The following is a 24,465-nucleotide window of genomic DNA, read 5'->3' as shown; positions in this document are numbered from 1 at the left end:
TTATGAATTCCCTTTATAATGGTAGGTTGTTGGTGCCATAAATGGGTATAATTATTGATAGCACGCTTATGTTATATAATCAAAGATAAGTATTGTTAAGTCGTATTGTTATGAAATTTCCGTGAGTAAACCATTGATTGAGCAAAACATGCCAGTATCTGAAAACCTGACAGACCATTCTACGACAACCACTAAAAACCAAGGTGGCGTACAGTCACTTGAAATTGGATTATCAGTATTAGACGTCCTTATTGATCATAATGAGCCTATGATGCTAAAAGACATTGCTCAAGCGATACAAATGCATCCAGCCAAGTGTCATCGCTATTTGGTCAGTCTTATCCGAAAAAGTTATGCGCGCCAGCTCAGCGATGGGCGTTATGGACTTGGCGTGCGCGTTAATGCACTGGCAGCATTAGGGCGTACTGGGTTTAATCAAAATAATATCTTGGAGCGGCTAACCCATATTGCCAATGAGATTAAAGATACGCTAAATTGCGGCGTGCAGATTGCCAAATGGTTTAGTGAAGGTCCGATTATCATTCAGTCTGTTGAGCCAGATAGTCCAATCAGTATCATTACTCGAATTGGCTCCCGTATGCCATTGACGACGTCGGCGACAGGGCAGCTATTTGCTAGCTATCAGCCAGATGCCATTATTCAGCCATTGGTGATAGCTGAATGGCAGAAAGACAATCAATCTGCCATCGCAGAAAAATGGCAGAATTTCAGCCAATTACAAGCTAAGATTCGTACCCAAGGCTACGCAACGGTCACTGGTGATATGCTCATGGGTATCAATGCCATCACCATTCCTATTATCGTACCGCAGCTTAGCACCGTTACTCAGTCCTCCAATAATAATTCATCAGTTAATGACCAGTCATCTGCTGACAATTTGCCATTAGAACATGCCATCACTATTATTGGCACCACAGAGCAGTTACCAATGAGTGAGCAACATAATGTGGTTGAGAAAATACTAACCATCGCGCAGCGTTATCAAATAGCGTAGCCAAGACTCGCCTAGCTAATTAATTTATCTAATTAATAAGGTAAGGGTTTAACCGTCCAATAAATTGACGATATTACTCACCGACAGGCGCGACTTCTCTTGATTTAGCCAGTTCCTCTGTATGTAAAAACTGAGTATGAACGGGCGCACGTTTGGTACGTGACCATTCTTCTAGCATGTCATGCTTCATCTCTTCCGTAATCATCGAGACTTTTTCTTCTGAGGTAATATCATCGTAGGTCAGTTCCATGCGATGACCATTAGGATCAAAGAAATAAATAGAATGGAAAATACCATGATTGGTCACGCCGATAACATCAATACCGCCTTCTTCCAAATGCTTTTTAGCTGCCATTAAAGCATCCCGGTCTTTGACTTTCATAGCTAAGTGTTGCACCCAGTTTGGCGTATTGGGGTCAAAGCCCATTTCAGGCTGATTGGGTACTTCAAAAAATGCTAGGACATTGCCATTACCTGCATCTAAAAAAACATGCATATAAGGGTCAAAGGCTTTAGTCGAAGGCACATGATCTTCAGCAAATGCTAAGATAAAATCCATGTTTAGGTATTTTTTATACCATTCAACGGTTTCTTTAGCATCCTTGCAGCGATAGGCTACATGATGGATTTTTTCTATTTTAAAACTCATATCAATGTCCTTTTGATAAAGCGTGCGATTTAATAGACTGTCAGAGCATCATTAACAGGTAATAATTATCTGACAGTGTGTTCCGTTTGTTTGTACGCCCAGTTTATATTCGACTGCTATTTGTCAAAATCAAATGTCAGAGCAGGCAGTACTTTGCCGCGCACTTCACCAAAGCCGACACGGATTCCGTCTTTTTCACTGTAGCCTTTCATAATCACGGTATCGCCATCTTCGATAAAGCTGCGTGTCTCGCCGCCTTTAAGAGTGACGGGCTTGGTCGCATTCCACGCAATTTCTAGCATTGAGCCATAAGAGTCTGGCGTCGGCCCTGAAATCGTACCTGAGCCCATAATATCGCCGACTTCTACTTTACAACCTGTGATGGTATGGTGGGTTAGCTGCTGCGCCATTGACCAATACATATATTTAAAGTTGGTCTCACAAACCACAGTGGCTTCGTCAGCATTTTTATGCAATAACTCAACCGATAGAGTAATATCAAAGCTGTTATCAGAATCTTTTTCGTTTAGATAGGCCAGTGGTTTTGGCTCTTGTGTCGGACATGAGGTTTTAAAGGGTGCCAAAGCATCCATGGTTACAATCCAAGGCGATACTTCAGAAGCAAAGGTTTTGGCATTAAATGGACCTAAAGGCACATACTCCCATTTTTGAATATCGCGGGCTGACCAGTCGTTGAGCAAAACCATGCCAAAGATATGCTCAGCTGCATCATCTACTGCAATCGGTTGACCAATACTATTGCCTTTACCAACGACAAACGCGGTTTCAAGCTCAAAATCCAAACGCTTACAAGGGGAGAAAATAGGGCGTTCATCAGCATTGGGTTTCAGCTGACCAGATGGGCGTATCACATCAGTGCCACTAACGATAACGGTGCTGGCGCGTCCATTATAGCCGACTGGCATTTCAGTCCAGTTAGGGAGTAGGGCGTTATTTGGGTCACGGAACATGGTGCCGACGTTGGTTGCATGTTCTTTAGACGAATAGAAATCAGTAAAGCCTGGCACCTGAACTGGCAGATGCATGGTGACATCTGCTTGCTTAAACAGGGATTTTTTCTGCAAGTCTGTGTTGTCACGTAAAGTTTCGCTGGCATTAGATAGCAGCGTTTGAATGGTTGTGCGAGCCTTGGTCCAATTATCGCGACCAGAATTAATAAAGGCATTAAGCGTTGGCTGATCAAAGTAAGAGCCGCCATCTAAACTTAATAAACCTTCTGCTTCAAGTACCGACAAATCCAGCACTTGCTCACCGATAGCGACGCCAGCGCGACGGTTGTTATTACCAGCAGCGTCTTTGGTTTCGCTAAAGATGCCATAAGGTAGGTTATGGATAGAAAAGTCAGAATCAGCGGCGATATCGATAAATGAAGTGAGGTTTTTGTCAATCGTTGACATGGGGAGCTCCTTGCTAAAGCGTCTATTGAATTACGTTATAATTAACTACTTACGTATAATGTAATTTATAGCTTGATACATTGCAAGGTTTTTTATGCAGTGTTTTTACAAGTATGAATCCTACACTGTCCTCTCTTACTAGAGGAAGCATATATATCGTGGCTGTTTTCAATATTAGACAACATGAATGTAAGGCATAAAAAAAGGCTGAGAAATAACTCAGCCTTTTTCTTAATTAGTTTTTTATTTAATCGCGTCAGATAATTAATCTTTTAAGACGTCGACCATCGCATTGGCAACATAATCGATATTACTGCTGTTTAGGCCAGCAACACACATACGTGAGTTCGATACCATGTAGATACCAAACTTGCTTTGTAGTCGCTCGACTTGTTCTGGCGTTAGACCCGTGAAGCTAAACATGCCGTTTTGCTCAGTTAAGTAATCGAAGTTGCGACCAGGAATTTTTTCTTCCAATACCGATTTGAGCTTTGAGCGCATAGACTTGATGCGGTCACGCATCGCATATACTTCGCCAACCCATTGCTCATGTAGAGCTTCGTCGTTCATGACGATATCGACCACGCGACCACCGTGTGATGGTGGGCTTGAGTAGATACGACGTACCGTAGAGTTCAGCTGACCAAAGACGCGCTCAGTCTCATCTACTGTTGGGCAAACGACTGATAGACCGCCGACACGCTCGCCATATAGCGATAAGTTTTTAGAGAATGAGTTACTCACAAATACTGGTAGACCCATTTCGACCGCTTTACGGATAGCGTAAGCGTCGCTGTCCATATCTTCGCCAAAGCCTTGGTAAGCGATGTCCATAAATGGAATCAGCTCACGCGCTTGAATGACATTTAGCACGGTATCCCACTGCTCACGAGTCAAGTCCATACCGGTTGGGTTATGGCAACAAGGGTGCAGTAAGACGACATCGTTTTTGTTCAAGGTTTCAAAAAAAGCAATCATTTCATCAAACTTGATGCTGCTGGTCGCTTTGTCGTAGTATGGATATTTACCGACTTCGACGTCAGAACCTTCAAAGATAGCAATGTGGTTGCCCCACGTTGGGTCGCTGACATAGCACTTAGACTGAGGGAACCATTCATGGATAAATTCTGCGCCTACTTTTAAGGCACCAGAACCACCGATAGTGGCAATGGTCGCCACCAAACCGTCTTGTAAGATTTGTGCGTCTTTACCAAACAGCAATTCCTGACAACCTTTACGGTGTCCTGGTAAACCGGCCATTGGCAAATACGGACGAGGAGAGATTGGGTCAGCAATACGCTCTTCAGCCGTTTTGACACACTCAAGGACGGGCAATTTGCCATCCTCATCATAATAAACGCCCACGCCTAAATTGACTTTATCTGGGTTAGTGTCGGCGGCAAATTTGTCCATCAATCCTAAGATCGGGTCACCGGCATAATAATCGATACGTTCAAACATTTTTTTTCCTTACAAGGGAGATGAGTTAAGGCGTTAAAAAGCATAAACCAGTTTGGCGATTAACTCAATGTTAGATTCAGTGATACTGATTAATTAACGCATTTTTTTGTTTATTGGCAAGTTTTTTGCTGAATTTAAGCCTTTGCCAAACTTAAGTAATGATTTGATTAAGGAAGCTCAAACACTCTGTAAATCATCAAAGTGGCTGGCAAAATAAGCCTGCAAAAATTGCTTAAAAGCAATGCTGGCCGGTGATAATGCCCGTGAGGAGCGTTGGTAAATAAAAAAGCGGCGCATTTTAACCGGTTGTGCCAATGGGCGCATTTGCAAGCCATTGGCACTGACCCAATCTATCACCTCCGGCATATAAGGCAAGCACAAGGTAATACCGAAACCTTGGCGGGTCATCTCAAGGGCGGTGGACATAAAGTTGACTTTATAGCGCGCTTGCTGGATATGGCTGGCAATACTCTCATCAAGCTCGGCGGTTACTTGCTCAATAAATGGCCCTTGTAATGTAATAAGTGGAATGTCTACCAAGTCCTGCCATATAATTTCTGATTTTTGCGCCAGCATGTGGCTATCAGGCATCACCACACAAAACGGCAGCTGATATAACAAATCGGCGCTGATGTCATCCTCTGATTCCATAAAACCACGCTCAGTTCCAACACCTAAATCCACCTCGATGTTTTGAATGTGCTCTAAGACATTTTCTGCCGAACAATCAAGCAAAGATACGCTGATATCGGGATAGACTTTAGCAAATTGGGCAATGACCGCTGGCATGGAAGATGCGGCAAACTGCGAGACGGCAAGCCTGACTTGACCTTGCGCCAAACTTGTCAAGCTACTGGCTTCATTTTCAAACAGCTGCATCTCATTTAAGATACGCCGCGCTTGTGGCAGTAAATGATGCCCGACGACGGATAAAGACAGCTGGCGCGTGGTGCGGTCAAACAACACGATACCGAGGCTAGATTCGAGCTCTTTAATCAAACCACTGACGGCAGATTGGGTTAAATGCATCTGCTCACTGGCACGGGTAAAACTGCCATTGTCGGCGACGCTGACGAAAGCGGTCAATTGGCGAATACTGATATTCATAAGTAAACCTGATAAATAAATCAAAAAAAACGATTAGTCTTATAAATCAAGCTAATCTAATATAACTCACTCGTCAATAGGAATACTTGATGAAACTTATTTTTTGCTAATTTTTAGCGATTTATACTACCAATTAAAATTAAGGATGATGACAATGTCAGAGTTAAAGGCAGATTTATTTGAAAACCCAATGGGATTGCAAGGGTTTGACTTTGTTGAATTCGCCTCACCTCAACCACAAGCCGTCGCAGAATTGTTTGAGCAGCTGGGTTTTACCCATGTGGCCAATCACCGCTCAAAAGACGTTGCCTTATACCGTCAAGGTGATATCAACCTTATCATTAACCGTGAGCCAAAAAGCCAAGCCAGTTACTTCGTTGAAGAACATGGCGCAGGGGCTTGTAGCATGGGTTTTCGGGTCAAGGATTCCAAAAAAGCCTATGAGCTGGCGATTGAAAAAGGCGCGCAGCCAGTAGATGTGCCAACAGGGGTGATGGAGTTAAGACTACCTGCTATCAAAGGCATCGGTGGCTCGCTTATCTACTTGATTGACCGTTTTAAAGACGGCGAATCTATCTATGACGTCGATTTTGAATTCTTACCAGATATTGACAGACGCCCTGCAGGTTATGGCTTTAAAGTCATTGACCATCTAACTCATAACGTTTACCGCGGTCGTATGGCATATTGGGCAAATTTCTATGAGCGCATCTTTAACTTCCGTGAAATCCGTTATTTTGATATCAAAGGCGAGTATACCGGACTGACCAGTAAAGCGATGACCGCCCCTGATGGCAAAATTCGTATCCCTTTAAATGAAGAGTCTAAGCAAGGCGGTGGACAAATCGAAGAGTACTTGATGCATTTTAATGGCGAAGGTATTCAGCATATTGCTTTAGCCAGTGATGACTTATTTGCCAGTATCGATAAGCTAAAAGCTGCCGGTATTCCATTAATGACAGCGCCGAATGAGACCTATTATAAAATGCTGGATGAGCGCCTACCAAGTCATGGTGAGAATATCTCTGAGCTACAGATGCGCGGTATCTTGCTAGATGGTACGACTGAAGGCGGCAAACCACGTTTATTGCTACAGATTTTCTCTGAAACTATTCTGGGTAGCCCAGTTTTCTTTGAGTTTATCCAACGTAAAGGTGATTACGAGGATGGTTTTGGTGAAGGTAACTTTAAAGCGCTGTTTGAATCTATCGAGCGTGACCAAGTTCGTCGCGGTACGGTTGGTCAGCCAGAGACTGAAACGCCATAGTTTTTGATTCATAGTTTATAAGTACGATAAATGGGCAGGGCAAAAGGAATTTGTTTTGTTCTTAATAAGCAAAGTATGGCTTAAGAGGGTAAGTCCAAAACACCTAGATTTAGGGTTTACTGACGAAAAGTAAATGTGCTAACGCTAATAAAAGGAACACAGGCATGGAACGCCTACAAGCTAACAATTCTATCCATCAAGCTCTTAGTGCCAAGAGTGTTACTTCAAAAGCTCTCGGCGCTAATGGTTCTAGCTATACCGATTCATCTGCTAAAAAGCAGCTTTATGTCTCGCATCAGCCAGACAGTCAGGGTCATATTCATTATAGTGCCGATGAAAATGCTATGTGGCAGGCGCTGCTTGAACGTCAAGCCATGCAAATACCTAACCGTGCTTGCTCAGCTTATCTAGAAGGGTTAGAAAAACTAAACCTGCCATTGACGCATATCCCGCAGCTACATGATATTGACGAAATCCTGCAAGCCACTACCGGCTGGCAAACCGCTGCCGTTCCTGCGCTTATCAGCTTTGGTAAGTTTTTTAAACTATTAGCAAATAAATCCTTCCCTGTGGCGACCTTTATTCGTCGCTTTGAAGACATGGACTATATAGAAGAGCCTGATATTTTCCATGAAATCGTTGGCCATTGTCCGCTGCTGACCCACCCTGCGTTTGCGGCTTTTAATGAGACGTATGGCAAGCTGGGCTTGAATGCCAGTAAAGAGGAAAGATGGTTTTTAGCACGGCTTTATTGGTTTACCATCGAGTTTGGTTTGGTTGGTAGTCGTCCTGACAATCGCAGAATTTATGGCGGTGGCATCTTAAGCTCACCCTCTGAAACCCTCTATGCGCTCAGTGGCGATGAACAACAGCAATCTCAGCACCAACAGCCCCAATGCAAACAATCTCAATATGAGCAGCCCCATTACCGACGACCTGAGTATAGAGCGTTTGACTTGCTGGATGTGCTACGTACCCCTTATCGCATTGATCATATTCAGCCGATTTATTATGTCATTGATGATTTAGATACGCTGTTCGATATCGTCGATAGCGACATCATGGGCATGGTCAAACAAGCGATGTCACTAGGATTGTTTGAACCGACTTATGCGCTAAAAAACTCTTAATGAATAAAAAAACTGCATTGTTAAATGAACGATGTGGTAAAAAATGATGCTGTAAAAAACAGTATTAACACGGACGTAACTGTATTAAAAAAATAATAGTTAACTTAAAAGGACATTATAATGACGACATTATCACAAGCCAGCTGTGAAGCCTGCCGTATCGGCGCTCCAACCGTCGATGACACAGAGGCACGCGAGCTATTACAACAAATCCCTGATTGGTCGCTCATCGAAGTCGACGGCATCAAGCAATTACAGCGTCAATATAAATTCAAGAATTTCGTTACAGCGATGGCATTTGCCAACGAGCTTGCAGACATCGCTGAAGCAGAGGGGCATCATCCGGGTATTTTGGTAGAGTGGGGCAAGGTGACCGTCACTTGGTGGTCACATAGCATTAAAGGTCTGCATCGCAATGATTTTGTCATGGCAGCCAAGACCGATAGCCTACTGGGTAAGTGATGAGACTGGCAATAATCATTGCAACTCATTAAACTTGTCCTACCCAAAACCAACCCTAACGCCAGAATATATATGATGGCACCATAAGGATGTGTTATGCCTCCACAAGTACTTACCGAGCTATCTCCTAAGGTAGCTTTTATCATTGCTAGCGTTGTCATCGCGATTATGGGTGTGACCATGATCGGCTTTGGCTGGGTGCCGCATCTGTCATTGATGCTTGCTATCGTTGTTTTATTAGGCCTTGGTATGTATAAAGGTCTAAGCTTTGAGAAGATGCAAGAGCAGATGTCGTCGGGCGTTGTCAGTGGTATCGGTGCTATTTATTTATTATTTTTTATTGGTTTGCTGGTCGCGGCGCTGATGATGTCAGGCGCTATTCCTACCATTATGTATTATGGTTTCGATCTTATCTCGCCGCAGTATTATTATATTTCTGCTTTTGTTTTGACTTCTATTATTGGTGTGGCTTTAGGCAGTAGTTTGACCACAGCCGCGACGCTAGGTGTGGCCTTTATTGGTATGAGCAATGCCTTTGATGCCAACGTCGCCATTGCTGCTGGCGCGGTGGTTTCGGGTGCCTTTTTTGCCGATAAAATGTCGCCTTTGTCAGATACTTGTACGCTTGCTTCTTCTGTCGTCGGTATCGATTTATTCGAGCATATTCGCAATATGATGTATACCACGGTACCAGCGTGGCTCATTACAGCGGGGCTATTTTGGTATTTCTCTGGGCAGACGGGTACCGGCGATTTGGGTCAAGTGACCTTATTGCAATCGCAATTGGTCGATAGCGGCTTAGTGCATGGTTATGCCGTGCTGCCGTTTGTCGTGCTAGTGGTGTTAGCGTTATGCCGAGTAAATGCCATCTATACCATCATTTGTACGATTGCGACCGCTTTAGTACTTACTTATCTGCATAGTAGCCCAAGTATTGGTCAGCTAGGCGGCTATCTGTTCGCTGGTTATACGCCTGCCGAAAACTTAGAGCTAGGCGAAGTGGCAGGTATGATTTCACGTGGTGGTATGCAAAGTATGTTCTTTACGCAGACTATTGTGATATTGGCGTTAAGTTTGGGCGGTTTATTACGTGCCTTGGGCATCTTACCAGCGTTATTGTTAGGCATTAGACATATGCTGACAAGCTCAGGTCGTGCCATCTTTGCCGCGGCGATGGCGGCTCTAAGCATTAACGTGCTGATTGGTGAGCAGTATTTGAGTATCTTATTATCAGGGACTGCGTTTCGCCCGACGTTCGAGCGTTTAAACTTACACCCCAAAAACCTATCGCGTACCATCGAAGATGCGGGCACGGTTATCAATCCATTAGTACCTTGGAGTGTGTGCGGGGTGTTTATCAGCCAAGCATTAGGTGTTCCCGTACTTGATTATTTGCCTTATGCCTTCTTCTGTTATTTATCGCTATTGCTCACGATATTATTTGGCTTCACAGGTATCACTATCAGTTGCAAAGATGGATCCAGCATTCGTAAGCAACATAAAGTACAAATGGCCAATTAGCGAGGGGCATTTTAAAATAAACTCAAATACTATTAGTTGAACCAAAAACCACTCTAAGCTGATTAGGGTGGTTTTTTTGGTTAATTTGAACCAGTAAACGATATATCTAAAAGTAGCTGAATAAGAGATAATAGATAACATAGATTTCCGCCTAAAAAGGACGTATAGAAAGCGTGGTTTTAGACGCTACTAGCGTTTTTAATGGCAGAAATTTCATACATTTTACTTAAATAAAAGGCAGTCCTGTATGACCAATAATAATCCATATAATCTCATACCTTTGCAACCAACGGGCAGAAATGAGACCAATACCGCCAATACCTATTCGCCTGAAGACATGATTGTCATTTACGAGCAGCAGTTTCTGACCGAAGTGCCAGAAGACAAACTTACAGAGTTCTTACCTTTTTTAAAAGCTTTTTATGATATCGACGACCATACCTTAGATATCAGTGCTGTGATTTTCGATGCTATTGCTGACTCTTGCATTATTTATAATCATAAAGTCAAAGTCGGGCACTATCAAATATTAGAAGGCTTGGTAGAAGAAGAGATTAAACAAGATGACAGCGAAGTAGAGAGCGAAAGCGCTGAAGAGAAACAAGTACAAGCTTATACCCTAGAATGTAAGCGTACTTTTTTTATTAATGAGGTAGAAATGCCTTATCATTTTAATTTGTTTATCCATGGCGATAATTATTCTACCTTGACTAAAAGAGAGAGCTTGTTAGAAAAAATGTACTGGTTTGTCAGTGACAGTTTTGATGAGCAGTTATTAGATAATGCTGAAGATACTGAGAGCTTGGCATCTATTAATGAGAAGCTGGCAAGCTTGGGTATTCGGGAAATGGATCTGACCACTATTCATGAGCTAGTGGACTATATAGAAGACAGCATCATAGATGACGCCATGGAAGATGCGGTTAATAAATTGTTGGATGAAGCCGAGTAGTATTGAATATACTATCCACTGTTAAAAAATGACTACGCTAAGCTAATTAGCGTGGTCATTTTTTTGATAAAAAGAATGTTTTTAAACAGCAAGCAATAAAAAACCCTCGCAATCGATAGATTGGAGGGTTTCGTATATGGTACCGGTGGTCGGTGCCAGCATATACTTGTAAGTAGTTGATAGTTATATATTTAAATTTTTCATAAAAATAAAATGTACACCACAGTGTACATGAAGTGATGGTTTCATTATTTGTGAGCAACTAATTATTGATTTTATGTAATTAGAATTAACTTGTTGGCTGACATATATCCTCATCGTTAATTAAGTTTTCTATCATTTCTTCAAGACTAACCCCATAGTCGTTAGATAGCCTTATAAGCTTATCATAGCTTTTTTGGGATAGCTTGATAGTATCAGGCTTATCTACTATACCAGCCCTAGGTGCGTTAATTAAATCATGGTTACCAGATAAATAACTGTTAATTATCTTGATATCTGTCGATTTTGTCTCTTCAATAATTTTATCCAGTATTTCATAATTTTTTTTAAGTATCTTTACGTATCTCTCTTTTTTTAGAGGTTTCGTTTTATCATAATTGAGTTGGGTTCTCCAAGCATTCTTCATACTTGATATGACGTAATCTCTTGGGCGATACCCTTTGTTGTCTCTAGTACCAATATTTTCATCAGGCACATTTGACAATAAATCCAAGCTTGCAAGTACCTGCTGATATTTCTCGTTTGTACTTTCAGGAAAAAATATTCTTTTTAGAATAATTTCGTCAAATCTTTGGTCGTATAAGTAACTGTATATCCAGTCTACCTGCTTTTTATTAGATGGATCAATCCAGCTAATATCCTTCTCAGAAGTTCGATTCTTCAAATATAAATCTTTCACGAATTCTATATGCGCGATCTTGGCATCACCATGTATGTCTCTGTACCAAGAGTACTCAGGCAACTTTTTACTATAGTTCCTGTTAAATATATGGATTTCATACCTTAAGGTCTCAGTAACATTATTAATTAAATCTACCTTTCCCTTAAAAGTATTTTTACGAAGTTGATGGCTAGCCAGGAAGGCTACAAAAAGCGCACCTCTCAAGTCTTTTTCGAACCAGTTGAGATATGTATCAGGAACACAATAATTTAATTTATGATAAATAATATCATTAAAAACCTCTAACGGTAATGTAGCGCTTCTCAAATGTTCAGCTAATAAAGCTGGGTAGTCACTGTTAGAAAGGTGAGATAAGTCCCAGCTACCGTTTAGTAGAAACATTCTAATTAGAAGGAGCGACTTAGCCTCATCTTTACTCATACTTTTAATAATGTTGAAGAAATCTATATATAGAGATTTCTGAGTTCTAGCTTTGCTTATAAACTCCTTCGAGACATAACTGAGACGTTGCGTACCAAAATATTTAACTGAAGGCGGATCAAAAACCGCAAGCTTAATATTGCCTTGCACCTTAGTTTTATACTTGTCATTCATACTAGATTCAGGACTACTCATAATTAAATTCCAATATAAAAAAACTAGCATAGTGATATTAATTAACTAGAATAAGCCTATTTATTTTCTAGCATGAATAGAGGTGCAATACCCCTAGAATAGGCGAATATGTGGTGAAATAATAGGTTTATTATATAAATAAGATATTATTTAATGCCAGATCAAATTAAAGCTTCGAGTGACCACAGAAAGCTTAACTCCATCTTCATTCCTTTAACGCATATTGAGGGAGTTTTTATTTGGCTATGTAAGGATATACAGGTTATTGCAGAAGCGAATTCTGGCATCCTTAGTGGGTTATAAATAATATCTATCTAACACCCAGCCTAATGTAATGCTAATGCTATGTAATTTTATCTATTGATCAAACTCATCGTAACTGACACTCACTAAAAATAAACTGACTCTAGGATAGTTATGAAACCATAACCGTTCGGAGCAAGACTGATGAGAAATCACACACTAACGCATCACCAAGTATTAACAGATATCGATAAAACAGTAAGAGGGGTTTTAGAGGACAAGTTTGATATTCGCAAACTACGTCATAAACTGGACTATCTATATACTGCTCTGATGAGCGAATATAACGATACTTTAGAATATGATAAAACCATCAATTGGTTCATCGCTACGATACAAATGCTACAAGGTGAGTACTACGCTTCAGAGATCATTTGGGATACTGATTTGGTCTATGAATTCGTGGATGAGCTTCAAAGCTACGAGACTGATTACTCGTTAATGAAGATTAAGTTTAGGTTACAAGAACGTCGTAACACACGGAAGCTGACTAAGTATGTAAATCAATTAGTAAGTCATTATTCAAGAGTACTCATGGTCAGGGTTGACGTGAGCTATCATAATAGTAATAAAACTGAAATTGGAGTGGATGAGTTTCGAGAGCATATGAAAGTGTTGAGAGAGCGTTTGAGTAATAAGGATGGATGTATAAAGGGACTTGAGGGTTATGCTTGGTCGCTTGAGCAGGGTTACAGGCGTACAGAGAGTGGTAACTTACACTGTCATCTGTTATTAATTTATAGTGGTGCTGAACGTCAAGATGCCTATTATTTAGCAAAGGAGATTGGTGAGATTTGGGATTCTATCACTAATGGTGCAGGAAGCTACTTTAATAGCCATACATCAGGCTATATCAAAACACTTAAAAAAAGAGGTCAATCTCCTGTTGCAATGGTTCATAGAGAGAATAGCCATGAAGTCAAAAAAGTATTGGAGGTGTCAGAGTATTTGACGACCAAGTCTAAGGATGTTGATGGTAAGTTTAATCAACGATTGAAGGTGAAGGTTCCTAATATGAAAGCATTTAGTACAGGTAAATTTGATATCAAGAAACGTCGAGGCATAAAGCGATAGTAAAACAATCTCAAACCTATATTACAGTAATGAGATAGCGCATTAGTAATTAATAAAGCGCCTAATCCAACATATTCAGGTCTGCCTCGTGCAGGCCTTTTTTATGCCCAAAATAAATAGGAGCCCTTATGAAACCCATCTGTCCATGCTGTCGCTCATCTGCCGTCTACGAGCTGAGTGATGGTGCTAATAACACGCTTATCGAAAGCCTGTTTTCTCCTGCCATGCTAGTCAGCCTTGGCGTCAGTATCTGTAAGACCCTTAAGTTCCATCCAGCCATAGGCGCTGTAGCAGGTATTGCCTTAGCTGCGGTGATCGAGCTTGCTCAACCGAATAACGCTTTACCACTATTAGCGAACAAGCAGTATCGCTGTAGTAATTGCACTCATGTTTTTAGTAGCTTTAATTAATCCATTCATCCACTTAATTTATTCAACAATAAAAGGAATATCCTCATGGCACATTTAATCGAATCAATGGCGTACGTCGGCGAAACCCCTTGGCATGGCTTAGGTAACGAGCTATCCCCTAAGCAGCCTATCGAGGTCTGGGCGAAGCAAGCTGGACTTGATTGGCGTATCGAGTCATCGGATGTCAGCTACATGGCAAATAACGATAAAGGGCATAACCTGATATTGCCCTTTGCTGAGCAAAAGGTGCTGTACCGTAGCGATAACTTTGAGCCGTTATCAGTCGTCAGTCAGCGTTATCAAGAAGTGCAGCCTCGTGAGATTCTAGAGTTCTATCGTGATCTTACTGAGCAGTCTGATTTTGAATTGGAGACTGCTGGGGTATTGAAAGGCGGCAAAAAATTATGGGCTTTAGCGAGGACAGGCCAGTCAGCAACGCTTAAGGGAAAAGATGTTAGTAATGGCTATCTGTTACTTGCAACCGCTTGTGACGGCACTCTAGCGACCACAGCACAGTTCACATCGATACGTGTGGTCTGTAATAACACCCTAGCAATCAGCTTAGCGGATGGTTCAGGAGGTGTGGTGAAAGTACCGCATAGCACATCTTTCGATGCCGATAAGGTGAAGCAGCAATTAGGTGTGTCGGTCAAACAGTGGAATCAACACAGCTACGAGATGAAGCAATTGTCTGAGCGCCGTGTCACTCAAGCAGAGGCAGCCAATTATCTTAGCCGTGTATTTAACGATCAAGACAATAACATCATTTTATTTAACAGTGCTAAGAAAGAGAAGGAAGCTGTACCCAATGCCAAAGCGATGAATCGTGTTTTAAACATGTTCAACGGTCAAGGTCGCGGAGCCGATCTTGATGCCGCTCGTGATACTGCTTATGGCTTACTGTGTAGCATCACTGAGTACGTCGATCATGAAAGGCGTGCAATGAATACCGATAACCGTCTTAACTCAGCATGGTTCGGTGCAGGGGCAAAACTTAAGCAAAAGGGCTTAGAAGAGTCGCTGCTGATGCTTGCCTAATTATCGACGCTTAAAATCTGACAACACAAACAACCACGCCATTGAGCGTGGTTTTTTTATGCCATCTTTTTAATAAATAGTATTAACCCATAACAAATCTAACGAAGGAATTCATCATGAACACAATCGCATTGAACCATATCGCTCAGCTCAGACAAACCCAGCGTGTAACCGTTAAGGTGAAAGCACCCATAACCACCACTCAATCAACTACTGCAAAACGTCTGGTCAATACCAAAAACTTAAGTCATGAGAAATGGCTTGAGGTACGCAAGCAAGGTATTGGTAGTAGTGACGCTGCTGCTGCGTGCGGTATCCATCCGTATCTATCGATGCTTGAGCTGTGGATGATTAAGACTGGTCGACTGCATTCACATTTAGATGATGACATCGATGGCTACTCACCGCTGTATTGGGGCAATACCTTGGAGCCGATGGTTGCTAAGTACTATCAACAGCACACGGGTAATAAGGTTCGCCGTGTGAACGCGATCTTGCAGCATCCTGATTCTGACAATCACTTTATGCTGGCGAATTTAGACTATTCCATCACAGGCAATGATGAGGTGCAGATTCTAGAGTGTAAAACCGCAGGGGAACATGGTGCCAAGCTGTGGAAGCATGGCGTACCGCTATATGTGACTTGCCAAGTGCAACATCAGCTAGCAGTCACGGGCAAACAGGCAGCACATATCTGTGTGCTGCTTTGTGGTCATGAAGCGAAGATTTATAAAGTTGAGCGTGATGAGCGCTTAATTGAATCCATCATCGAACATGAGCGGCTGTTCTGGCAGTACGTGGAAACCGATACGCCACCAACCCCTGATCATAGCGAGTCAGCAGCACGAGCGTTAAAGCTGCTTTATCCAACCCCTGAGCCGTCAAGCAAAGTTGATCTGCGTGAAGATGATGGCGCTAACAAGTTATTTGAGCAACTGCTTAGCTACCGTGACTATATGCAAGAGTTAGAAGAGCGTCATGATCAAGTGAAGCACCAGCTGCAAACTTTAATTGCCGACAATGAGGTTGCGGTATTCGAGAAGGGCGCAATTTCTTGGAAGCGCTCGAAGGACAGTGTCAGTCTTGATAGCAAAGCGCTAACCAAAGCGCATCCTGAAATGCTTAAGCAGTTTAGTAAAACCCGTCAAGGTAGCCGTCGCTTTGTGATCTTAAATGATAACTAAGCCAAGACGCAGTCATTAATCATAATCCATAAATTAATCCACTCAATCAAATACGCGCATAAACGCCCACCTGTCATAGGTGGGCTTTTTTATGGCTAAACAAAATACATAAGGAATATCACCATGATTAAAGGTCTTACCATAACCCCACCAGTTTTAGGTCGTATCAGCATCGGTCGTGTCATTCAAAAAGATGGCAAGCGTCTACCTGCCAAAGACGATCAATTCACCATTACCAGCCAAGTTCAAAACAAGGATGGCTGGATCAACCACCCACTTGATGAAAAGCTACGCGCAAATAATGAAGGTAAGCTCAGACAAATACCGGTACGCATGCTGTTTAATGATCCTGAACTAAACCTACGAGCTGAATACACCTTGTTTGATCGGCAGACTGGACGCCCGCTATGCGTGGGTGATGGTGAGCAGTGTCAGCGTCGCACCAATAAAGGCGTTGAAAGCCATCTTTGTCCATCGCCTGATCGCTGCCCACTGGCGCAAGGTGGCGCTTGTAAGCCTTATGGCAGACTGTACGCCAATCTCTCTGAGGACGATGAGCTGGGTACGTTTATCTTTCGCACCACAGGCTTTAATAGCATCCGCACACTAGCAGCACGCCTTAGCTACTTTGCTGCGGTATCGGGAAATAAGCTGTCGTGTCTACCCCTGCAATTAACCCTAAGAGGCAAAAGCACGACGCAAAGCTATCGGACACCAATTTACTTCGTTGATCTAACCCTGCGTGATGGCATTACACTCAAGCAAGCGGTGCAGGATGCACAAGCGATAGATAGTGAGCTGAGTGAACACGGCTTTGATCAGGGTGCATTAGAGCAGGCTGCAAGACAGGGCTATGTGAATTCTTGCTTTGAGATTGATAGCGATGAAGCGTTTGAAGTGGTGGAAGAGTTTTATCCGGTAGAGGTAAGCGATGCTAGAAATAGTCAGCAGGGATATGCGCAGAATGGCATAACCACTCATAACGTGAGCAGCATTGAGCAAGGCTTACGGCAGAGCGTGACGGCTGTAAGTTGACACATGGGTTCGTCTTATAGATGTAGACAAAAAAGAGTTGATGAGATCAGCTCTTTTTTTATGGCTGTACGGCAAGACGGTCTTAACTGGATAGTACAGCATAGGACTCAGTAAATAAATATGAGACTCGGTATGAGTATGAGAGGAAACGCTCTCAATCACTCACAAGGAGCTAATCATGGAAAATTTAAACTTAATTAAGCAATGTAACCACATCCCGCAAATGCTTAGTATGAAAGACGTTATGAGCTATACAGACCTTAGCCGTTCAACTATATATAAGATGATTGATGAAAATGCTGAATGCTATGACCCAACGTTCCCAAAACAAATACAGCTTACTAAGGTAAGGGTAGCATGGGTAGCAAGTGAGGTTGCTGATTGGATTAATGCCAAAATTGAAGCAAGATCAGCTTAGTATGTGGATTAGCCACTTCACTTCAAAGTGAGGCGGCTATTTTTTTGATAAACTTGGTACTTGGATAAAGTCTGGGAGGTTTACCTTCGCCTATGAACGTATTTTTGCATTTGATAATGACGTCTGAGGGTAGGGTAAAGTAACCAGATTATCCGCCAATCGCCTTATATTCAGCATTAAAATTCTGTTTATAAATCATTTGATGTGTAAATTAGGGTTTAGGTGTATAGCATTCGTTATATTAAACAAATATAGGGTATTATTGCTTTCTATAAATTTTTTATCTTATTTTGAGTATTAAAAAGAGTTTGGTTATGAAGAAAGCTATTTTAGGCATGATGTTATCTGTCTTTGCCCTGTCATCTCATGCAGTGGTCACGGTCACTGACAATCCATTTTATAGCGATGTTGAAGTAGATCATCCGTTGTTTGCTAAAGGTGCTGGTGGTTCACAATGCAAAGGCTTGCCTCGTGTTTGTACGCAAATGGTCAGCTGTGAACAAGCCAAACTAGCACTTAAATGCGGAAACACTAAGTTAGATCGTGACAAGGACGGTGTGCCATGCGAATCAATATGTCCAGGTGGTTAATTGCGGTGGCGTCTATCGTGATTATAGGCTGCAGTTCAGGTAATAAAGACGAGATGTACGGTGTAGGTTATATCGTAGTGAATGAACAGACATGGAGTAAAAATTACACGACTCCTTATCCGTTTACGGTGCCTGAGGGTGAGATTGGGTGTGCTTCAAATCCTGCTTTTGGTCGTGAGGTGTACTTTCATCCTAAGGGTTACACCGATGAATCTTATATTGGTACACCACTTAATAAATCAGCGGTAGAGGGCGTTAAGCTAGGTGGTACGGCTTCAAACGTGCCTTACAGTGTCAAGGAAGGAGCTGACCTTAATGAGGCTGTACGAATTGGTTTGAAGGTCTGTGATGAGCAAGAGGATAGGCTTGCAAGTTATTCAGGTTGACGTGTTACAGATAATACTTTGGTTTTATGGGTTGAATCAGTGACCTAGAAATTTGGTCTTTCAGAGTTTGGCTATATTTATGGCTAACCAAAACCTTAATGAGCTTAAGAGGCGATGTTATGACTACCGTTAAATCCAAATTAACCCCACTCTCTATACTCACTGCGATCGTTTTTATGTTATCTGCCTCCACTTTAGTACAAGCTAAAGCTCCAGTCTTACCTACCATCTGCACTAAAGGAGGTAGCGCGTCTGTCATCATTAAAAGTGTAGAGTTAGGTGATGGGTATCATGCTGATATGCTGCTAAATGGTAAGGTAGTCAGTGCATACTGTGATGTGGGTGATTGTGCCTTACTCTACAATTATGGCATAAGCAATGTGAGAGCTAAGGTTAAGCTTGGTTATATTTATATGGAAGAATATGAAGGTAGTAAGACCTGTAAAATTACCGACATAGAGCTTACCCCTGAACAAAAAATATAAAACCGTAATTCAACGACTTATTGGATCGGCTAGTAAACCTTAAACCACACCCTTAGTTCTATGCTTCTAAAGCACACCGATTGTAATTTGAAACACTTTTGAGGAAAGTAATAACCATGCTCAATATATTTAAAACTTCAGCTGCAACTATGTTTTTTTTAATGCTTACAGCATGCTCCGAAAGTGTGCCAGATACATCTGAACGGACAGTCTCAGAGAAGACGGTCGAAAATGCATCTGAACAAAAAACCAAGCGAACCACTGTTCAAGCTATACCTGAATATGAAATTTTAGAGGACGATGTAAAACGTAATGTGAAGCGTACTGTAGAGGTTGAGATATCAGAACGGATGGATGAGGAAACCCTTATTGCCTTAGCAGAAAAGATTTATGCTCTTTCAAATGTAAAGGTTGAACGCACTTTCATCTTTTATAGGCTTGCCAATGGAAGTGATGGAAGTGCTTGGGCAACTACTCATTATGAGCCTGATCTTAAGGTGAGGATAGTTGGAGCCACTGCATCTGACTATGAAAGAATAAAAAACACTAATGTATCTGAAGGTGAGGTGTTAGGAAGCTGGATGTCCAGTCAAGGAATGGACTCAAAGATAACTGCGTATAAGAAAGATGGTCAGGTGTATATCCGACAATTATATAATATTGGACCACTATATAAAGAAGATCCAGTCTATGAGTCGACTGAATTAGATGAGGGAATAAAGCTTCAAAGTGAAAATGACAAAGATCATAATGAATACTACATTATTAATAAAAAAGGTGACCTAGAGTTTTGGAGTGATAACAGCAACTACTATACAACAACTCAGAAAGTTTAGTTTTTACCTAGAAAAATACTCAAAACCCCCTACTGTTCGCACAAAGATTTTTTTGGTAAAGCTTGCGACAATGGATTTCAGCAAGGTTGTGATAACTACCGAAGATTAAATTAAAGGTAAGCTGCAATCGATGCAGATCAAGGTCTATTTGTTGGTATATTTTGATAATGACGATTAAAGAACACAATAACCGCAAGTGATATGGCTTGTAGTTGGACTTCTCTAGTAACCGCCAAACTCAAAAAGACAGTTTTCGGACAGGTAAAACCGCTCACCGCAAATAACCCCATGAAAGCCAAGAAAAGGTGGGTAGCAAGTCGCTAGTGATGTTAAAGCTTTTGTTAAAGGAATAGCAGCCGATACCATGAAGCCCTAATTTACCGGGGTTGTAGGTTATAGTTCGATGCCTCTACAGCGCACCAATCCCAATTTGAACCACTTCTTGAGGAAATAAAGACCATGCAATCACTGAAAAATGCAGTTATTAATGGGGCAGTAGTATTTGCATTGCTGTTTGGATTGACGCTATCAGCGACAGCAGCAACAGATTTTGAGGAGGCTAAAGCATTAGCTGAAAAAGGCGATGCTTGGAAGCAAGGTATTCTTGGAATTTATTATGAGAACGGCATGGGCGTGAGTCAGGATTACGCCAAGGCATTCTACTGGTATCAAAAAGCAGCCAATCAAGGAAATAATTTTAGCCAATTCAGTATGGGACATGCTTACTCAGCTGGAAAAGGTGTGCGTCAAGATCACAGCAAAGCACTTGAGTGGTTTAAGAAATCAGCTGCTCAGAATAATACATTTGCCCAAAATTACATCGGGATAATATATGAAAAAGGCGAAGGCGTGCGACAGAACAAAACGACTGCGAAAGAATGGTATGGCAAGGCTTGCGATAACGGTTACCAAACTGGCTGCGATGACTACAAACGATTGAATGAGCAGGGTTACTGATTTAACAGTTTGAAAAACGATTGTTGGTATTATTGTTGGTATAGAGCAAATTATAAAAATGCCAAGTCATAAGCAGAAAGGGTTACGGCTTGCATTTTACTTCCTTGTGTAGGAGTCACACTGCAAAAATAGCCGATTGTTCCTATAAATGGTTATCTTGTACTATAGTACGAAGTTAACAAATATGCGGATTTAATAGATATGGATAACAGTACGGCTTATATTATTGCTGGTTACTTAGGTACTGCGTTATTTTACGCTTTCCCTGCTTTTCTAATAATAATTAGTAGATTAATTAGTAGACTGATAAGCAGAAAAGTTGTTAAAAATACCTCAATTTGGGTATACGGAATAATATTTAGCATAATGATGCTTTTATTCTTTGAATACGATCCGGAATATTTCTCTTTAGGAGCATTCTTAGTTACTTTATTTTTATATCTATTCTTTTTTTATATTGATTATTTGTTCTATTCGTTCTCTAAAAAACCTAAAGGTTAGTTATAGTCAGTTCAAAATAAAATTGTTATGCCTTGGACAAATATCATAAAACAATTTAGATAAATCATTCTCCATCCATCCTTGGCGTAGAAACTTCACCTGAGCCCATTTTTTCTCGATAGGGTTCAAATCAGGGCTATAAGGTGGCAGCCATAGTATACGATGACCATGCCTGTTGAGTAGCTTTTGAATACGCTTGCTCTTATGAAAGCGGGCATTATCCATCACAATCACGCATTTGGTTTTAAGACTTGGGATTAGCGTGTGTTTGCACCAGTTGTAGAATATGCTGCTGTTAATGTTGAGATTAAAGTAATCCAGTGCAAACAGCATCTTGTTATACAGAGCGCCGATAACGTTGGTTCGCTTTTTACCTTGCCAGTTGTAGCTATCGATACATGGCTTACCAATAGGCGCGTAACCATGAGAGCGGATGGTCTCGTGCTCAAAGCCGCTTTCATCCATATAGACGATGGGATAGCCTTGCTGCGTAAAGCGATCAAGCTTTCCCTGATACGCCGCTCTTTTGATCGGACAGGCTTTTGGATGTTCTAAGGTCTTTTTTTTGACTGATGCCAAGACGCTTTAGGGCATGATAAATGCCTGTTTTACTACAGTTCAGACGACGCGCTCGCTCATACTGGTAATCATCGGGATGTTCTTTGACATCATTAAGTAGCACGTCATCTGGTATTTTAGTGGGTTTGGTTTGTCTGGTTGTTTTGCTATGAACACGCCGCTTCCAGTTTTGTATGGTGGTTGGGCTGAGATTATAGAACTCAGCCGCCTCGGCAAAGGTCATACCCTCGTCTAAGCTTTTAAGAACTTGCATACGAAAATCTAGTGAGTAAGTCATGGTCTTTATAATAACAATTGGGTTTGATAATTAGTTTATAACACTTTTAGGTGGGCTTGACTATAACTGACTCTTTGTATCGAGAATAAATAAATTCAAGAAAGCTCGTAAAAATTGGACGTACAGACGATATTTTACAGCGCACCGATCATGATTTAGTGCTAATTTTACTCTTTTCGTCTTTTCTACTCTCCTATGAAAGATTAAATTCGTCAAAACACCTCGAAATACTCACAGCAAGTACACCCACAAGTACACCGAGCGAACCAATCAAACAACATTCCTTTGTTTATCAATACTTTACCTATTGAGCATGGTACCCACTACAGGTACCGAGTCCGACTAATCACAATTTGCGTTGTTGGCCATCACTATGTCGAATTCCTTAATAACTACCAATCTCGAGTAGGCTACATAAAGTATAATAGACTAGGCTCATAATAGCGCTTTTCAAACTCAAAAGGTAACACATAACCAATCATGACTTTCTAGGCCAACTATATGACCCTGATCCACATTGCATTAGCAGTACTGGTGACCTTTATTTGGGGCGTCAACTTCACCTTTATCTCATGGGCGCTTGAAAGCTTTCCACCACTCATGCTCACGGCTTTACGTTTTTTCTTTACCGCTGTGCCACTGGTTTTATTTCTTAAACCGCCCAAATTTAACCGTACGCTATTTATCTATGCCATTGGTACGTTTGTCATGCAGTATGCGTTTGTATTCACTGCCATGCATTTGGGTGCATCAGCAGGGTTAACAGCACTATTGCTACAAGTTCAGATTTTCATCACGGTACTACTGGCGTATGTCATATTGGGTGAGGCAGTGAGTCGTATGCAGATCATCGGTATGATAGTTGGTGTGCTGGGGCTTGGCGTGATCGCATTAAACCTTGGCGGTGATATGCCTTTGATAGGGTTTATCTGTATCTTGATTGCGGCCATCGGTTGGAGCTTTGGTAACATTGCCTCAAAGCAGGCTTCAACACAAGCTGCCTTAAAGGTCACTCAGCAAAGAGCAAGCGTATCACTGGCTTCATCTACCACTCAGAAGAATAAGGCATCAGCGTTATCTGCCCTAGCTTTAGTGGTATGGGGTGGTTTGATCGCTTGTGTGATTTTAACCATATCTTCTCTTATATTTGAGACCGACGCATGGCAGTTAGCAACATTTGCACAAGCACCCGTTAAATCTTGGTTGTCGCTTGGGTTTATCGTATATATCTCAACACTGATAGGCTTTGGACTGTGGGCACATTTGCTCAGTCAAAATATTGCCTCCAAGGTTATGCCGTTTGCTTTACTAGTACCAGTGTTTGGTATGGCAACTTCAGTGCTGCTGTTAGGGGAAGTGGTGACGTGGTGGAAGATGTTGGCAATGCTATTGATCTTGTCAGGGCTATTACTAGCAAATGTGAAAATAGGCAGAAAGCCGCAATTGGCTTGATACTCACTGCCAGTGCTCATAAAAAATCGTGATGACAAATAGTTGTGAGACACAAAAAATACTAGCTCGGTTGAAGCTAGTATTTTTATATGCTCTTGATAGATAAAGTTGTTTCTCAATCATTAATCGATAGCACTATAATCCTATTTATTGATAGCATTTTTCGCATTTTGTATTCTGGTTAGAGATATGTCTATTATTGAAGGTACTATCATAGAAATACATTAATGTATTAATGCAATATAATTTGTTGTTAGGTCAATCAGGTTATAGGTCCAAGCGCCTCAAAGGCTCTATAAAAAAGCAAGAAATGTACCGAAGCTTATCTTTTTTAGCTATTTTATTAAAGCTAAAGATAACATTTTGATATATAAATTGAAGAGCAAATATGACTATTATCTGGCTTGATAGTTAGGAATACAAAGATATTCGAGAGTGC

General features: G+C 41.4%; 25 protein-coding genes. 18 read left to right on the top strand and 7 right to left on the bottom strand.

Going from position 1 to position 24,465, the window contains the following annotated elements; all coding sequences use genetic code 11:
* Nucleotides 1-121: 121 nt before the first annotated feature.
* Nucleotides 122-1,015, top strand: a complete 894-nt coding sequence (locus JMX13_RS11030) for an IclR family transcriptional regulator (RefSeq protein WP_227686295.1) — start codon at nucleotides 122-124, stop codon at nucleotides 1,013-1,015.
* Between the two features lie 73 nt (nucleotides 1,016-1,088).
* Here JMX13_RS11030 and JMX13_RS11025 read toward each other — a convergent pair whose 3' ends face one another.
* The 4 genes from JMX13_RS11025 to JMX13_RS11010 all read right to left on the bottom strand — a co-directional run bounded on the left by JMX13_RS11025 (nucleotide 1,089) and on the right by JMX13_RS11010 (nucleotide 5,650).
* On the bottom strand, nucleotides 1,089-1,664 hold the full coding sequence (locus tag JMX13_RS11025) for a VOC family protein (RefSeq protein ID WP_201612539.1): 576 nt from the start codon (nucleotides 1,662-1,664) through the stop codon (nucleotides 1,089-1,091).
* A 116-nt stretch (nucleotides 1,665-1,780) separates the two neighbouring features.
* Nucleotides 1,781-3,082 carry a fumarylacetoacetase gene (gene fahA / locus JMX13_RS11020; RefSeq protein WP_201612538.1) on the bottom strand — a complete coding sequence of 434 codons (1,302 nt, stop codon included), beginning with the start codon at nucleotides 3,080-3,082 and terminating at the stop codon, nucleotides 1,781-1,783.
* Between the two features lie 264 nt (nucleotides 3,083-3,346).
* A complete protein-coding gene (locus JMX13_RS11015; RefSeq protein ID WP_201612537.1) occupies nucleotides 3,347-4,543 on the bottom strand; it encodes an aromatic amino acid transaminase in 1,197 nt (398 codons plus the stop codon).
* Between the two features lie 177 nt (nucleotides 4,544-4,720).
* Entirely contained in the window at nucleotides 4,721-5,650 is a 930-nt protein-coding gene (locus tag JMX13_RS11010) for a LysR family transcriptional regulator (protein ID WP_201612536.1), read from the bottom strand.
* 154 nt (nucleotides 5,651-5,804) lie between these two features.
* On the opposite strand from JMX13_RS11010, the gene hppD reads away from it, so the two are divergent.
* The 5 genes from hppD (at nucleotide 5,805) to JMX13_RS10985 (ending at nucleotide 10,982) form a co-directional block, all read left to right on the top strand.
* Complete coding sequence (hppD, locus tag JMX13_RS11005; RefSeq protein ID WP_201612535.1) at nucleotides 5,805-6,917, top strand: 4-hydroxyphenylpyruvate dioxygenase; 1,113 nt, start codon at nucleotides 5,805-5,807, stop codon at nucleotides 6,915-6,917.
* Nucleotides 6,918-7,081: 164 nt separating this feature from the next.
* Nucleotides 7,082-8,047 carry a phenylalanine 4-monooxygenase gene (gene phhA / locus JMX13_RS11000; RefSeq protein ID WP_201612534.1) on the top strand — a complete coding sequence of 322 codons (966 nt, stop codon included), beginning with the start codon at nucleotides 7,082-7,084 and terminating at the stop codon, nucleotides 8,045-8,047.
* Between the two features lie 120 nt (nucleotides 8,048-8,167).
* A complete protein-coding gene (locus JMX13_RS10995) occupies nucleotides 8,168-8,509 on the top strand; it encodes a 4a-hydroxytetrahydrobiopterin dehydratase (protein ID WP_201612533.1) in 342 nt (113 codons plus the stop codon).
* Between the two features lie 96 nt (nucleotides 8,510-8,605).
* Complete coding sequence (gene nhaC, locus JMX13_RS10990) at nucleotides 8,606-10,030, top strand: Na+/H+ antiporter NhaC (protein ID WP_201612532.1); 1,425 nt, start codon at nucleotides 8,606-8,608, stop codon at nucleotides 10,028-10,030.
* A gap of 247 nt (nucleotides 10,031-10,277) precedes the next feature.
* Nucleotides 10,278-10,982, top strand: coding sequence for a hypothetical protein (locus JMX13_RS10985; RefSeq protein WP_201612531.1), 705 nt, complete (start codon nucleotides 10,278-10,280; stop codon nucleotides 10,980-10,982).
* 289 nt (nucleotides 10,983-11,271) lie between these two features.
* Here JMX13_RS10985 and JMX13_RS10980 read toward each other — a convergent pair whose 3' ends face one another.
* Nucleotides 11,272-12,501, bottom strand: a complete 1,230-nt coding sequence (locus JMX13_RS10980; RefSeq protein WP_201612530.1) for a hypothetical protein — start codon at nucleotides 12,499-12,501, stop codon at nucleotides 11,272-11,274.
* Between the two features lie 447 nt (nucleotides 12,502-12,948).
* Between JMX13_RS10980 and JMX13_RS10975 the strand changes: the two genes are divergently transcribed.
* From JMX13_RS10975 to JMX13_RS10925, 11 genes are all read left to right on the top strand, one after another.
* Nucleotides 12,949-13,878 carry an inovirus-type Gp2 protein gene (locus JMX13_RS10975; protein ID WP_201612529.1) on the top strand — a complete coding sequence of 310 codons (930 nt, stop codon included), beginning with the start codon at nucleotides 12,949-12,951 and terminating at the stop codon, nucleotides 13,876-13,878.
* A gap of 128 nt (nucleotides 13,879-14,006) precedes the next feature.
* The gene (locus JMX13_RS10970; RefSeq protein ID WP_201612528.1) at nucleotides 14,007-14,288 is read left to right on the top strand and encodes a hypothetical protein; all 282 of its coding nucleotides are present in this window, start codon (nucleotides 14,007-14,009) and stop codon (nucleotides 14,286-14,288) included.
* Between the two features lie 45 nt (nucleotides 14,289-14,333).
* Nucleotides 14,334-15,326: a DUF932 domain-containing protein gene (locus tag JMX13_RS10965; protein WP_201612527.1), complete on the top strand. Its 993-nt coding sequence runs from the start codon at nucleotides 14,334-14,336 to the stop codon at nucleotides 15,324-15,326.
* A 116-nt stretch (nucleotides 15,327-15,442) separates the two neighbouring features.
* Nucleotides 15,443-16,510 carry a YqaJ viral recombinase family protein gene (locus JMX13_RS10960; RefSeq protein ID WP_201612526.1) on the top strand — a complete coding sequence of 356 codons (1,068 nt, stop codon included), beginning with the start codon at nucleotides 15,443-15,445 and terminating at the stop codon, nucleotides 16,508-16,510.
* A 123-nt stretch (nucleotides 16,511-16,633) separates the two neighbouring features.
* The gene (locus JMX13_RS10955) at nucleotides 16,634-17,545 is read left to right on the top strand and encodes a hydrolase or metal-binding protein (RefSeq protein WP_201612525.1); all 912 of its coding nucleotides are present in this window, start codon (nucleotides 16,634-16,636) and stop codon (nucleotides 17,543-17,545) included.
* Between the two features lie 178 nt (nucleotides 17,546-17,723).
* Nucleotides 17,724-17,963: a helix-turn-helix transcriptional regulator gene (locus JMX13_RS10950; RefSeq protein WP_201612524.1), complete on the top strand. Its 240-nt coding sequence runs from the start codon at nucleotides 17,724-17,726 to the stop codon at nucleotides 17,961-17,963.
* A 314-nt stretch (nucleotides 17,964-18,277) separates the two neighbouring features.
* Nucleotides 18,278-18,553 carry an excalibur calcium-binding domain-containing protein gene (locus JMX13_RS10945; protein ID WP_201555292.1) on the top strand — a complete coding sequence of 92 codons (276 nt, stop codon included), beginning with the start codon at nucleotides 18,278-18,280 and terminating at the stop codon, nucleotides 18,551-18,553.
* Nucleotides 18,538-18,939, top strand: coding sequence for a hypothetical protein (locus JMX13_RS10940; RefSeq protein ID WP_201612523.1), 402 nt, complete (start codon nucleotides 18,538-18,540; stop codon nucleotides 18,937-18,939). Before JMX13_RS10945 ends, JMX13_RS10940 begins: the two co-directional genes overlap by 16 nt.
* Nucleotides 18,940-19,058: 119 nt before the next feature.
* Entirely contained in the window at nucleotides 19,059-19,424 is a 366-nt protein-coding gene (locus tag JMX13_RS10935; RefSeq protein ID WP_201612522.1) for a hypothetical protein, read from the top strand.
* 116 nt (nucleotides 19,425-19,540) lie between these two features.
* Nucleotides 19,541-20,260: a hypothetical protein gene (locus JMX13_RS10930; protein ID WP_201612521.1), complete on the top strand. Its 720-nt coding sequence runs from the start codon at nucleotides 19,541-19,543 to the stop codon at nucleotides 20,258-20,260.
* 459 nt (nucleotides 20,261-20,719) lie between these two features.
* Complete coding sequence (locus JMX13_RS10925) at nucleotides 20,720-21,217, top strand: tetratricopeptide repeat protein (protein ID WP_201612520.1); 498 nt, start codon at nucleotides 20,720-20,722, stop codon at nucleotides 21,215-21,217.
* Nucleotides 21,218-21,724: 507 nt separating this feature from the next.
* On the opposite strand, the gene JMX13_RS10920 is transcribed toward JMX13_RS10925, so the two are convergent.
* Together JMX13_RS10920 and JMX13_RS10915 are read right to left on the bottom strand one after the other, a co-directional pair.
* Nucleotides 21,725-22,297: an IS630 family transposase gene (locus JMX13_RS10920; RefSeq protein ID WP_201612519.1), complete on the bottom strand. Its 573-nt coding sequence runs from the start codon at nucleotides 22,295-22,297 to the stop codon at nucleotides 21,725-21,727.
* Nucleotides 22,218-22,574: an IS630 transposase-related protein gene (locus tag JMX13_RS10915; protein WP_201612518.1), complete on the bottom strand. Its 357-nt coding sequence runs from the start codon at nucleotides 22,572-22,574 to the stop codon at nucleotides 22,218-22,220. Before JMX13_RS10915 ends, JMX13_RS10920 begins: the two co-directional genes overlap by 80 nt.
* Before the next feature lie 501 nt (nucleotides 22,575-23,075).
* Here JMX13_RS10915 and JMX13_RS10910 point away from each other — a divergent pair.
* Nucleotides 23,076-24,026, top strand: a complete 951-nt coding sequence (locus tag JMX13_RS10910) for an EamA family transporter (protein ID WP_201612517.1) — start codon at nucleotides 23,076-23,078, stop codon at nucleotides 24,024-24,026.
* Nucleotides 24,027-24,465 lie beyond the last annotated feature (439 nt).

The sequence above is a fragment of the Psychrobacter immobilis genome (assembly GCF_904846285.1).
Lineage (GTDB): Bacteria > Pseudomonadota > Gammaproteobacteria > Pseudomonadales > Moraxellaceae > Psychrobacter > Psychrobacter immobilis_D.
Note: the sequence above shows the minus strand (reverse complement) of the source record. Positions and strands in the feature narration are given on the sequence as shown.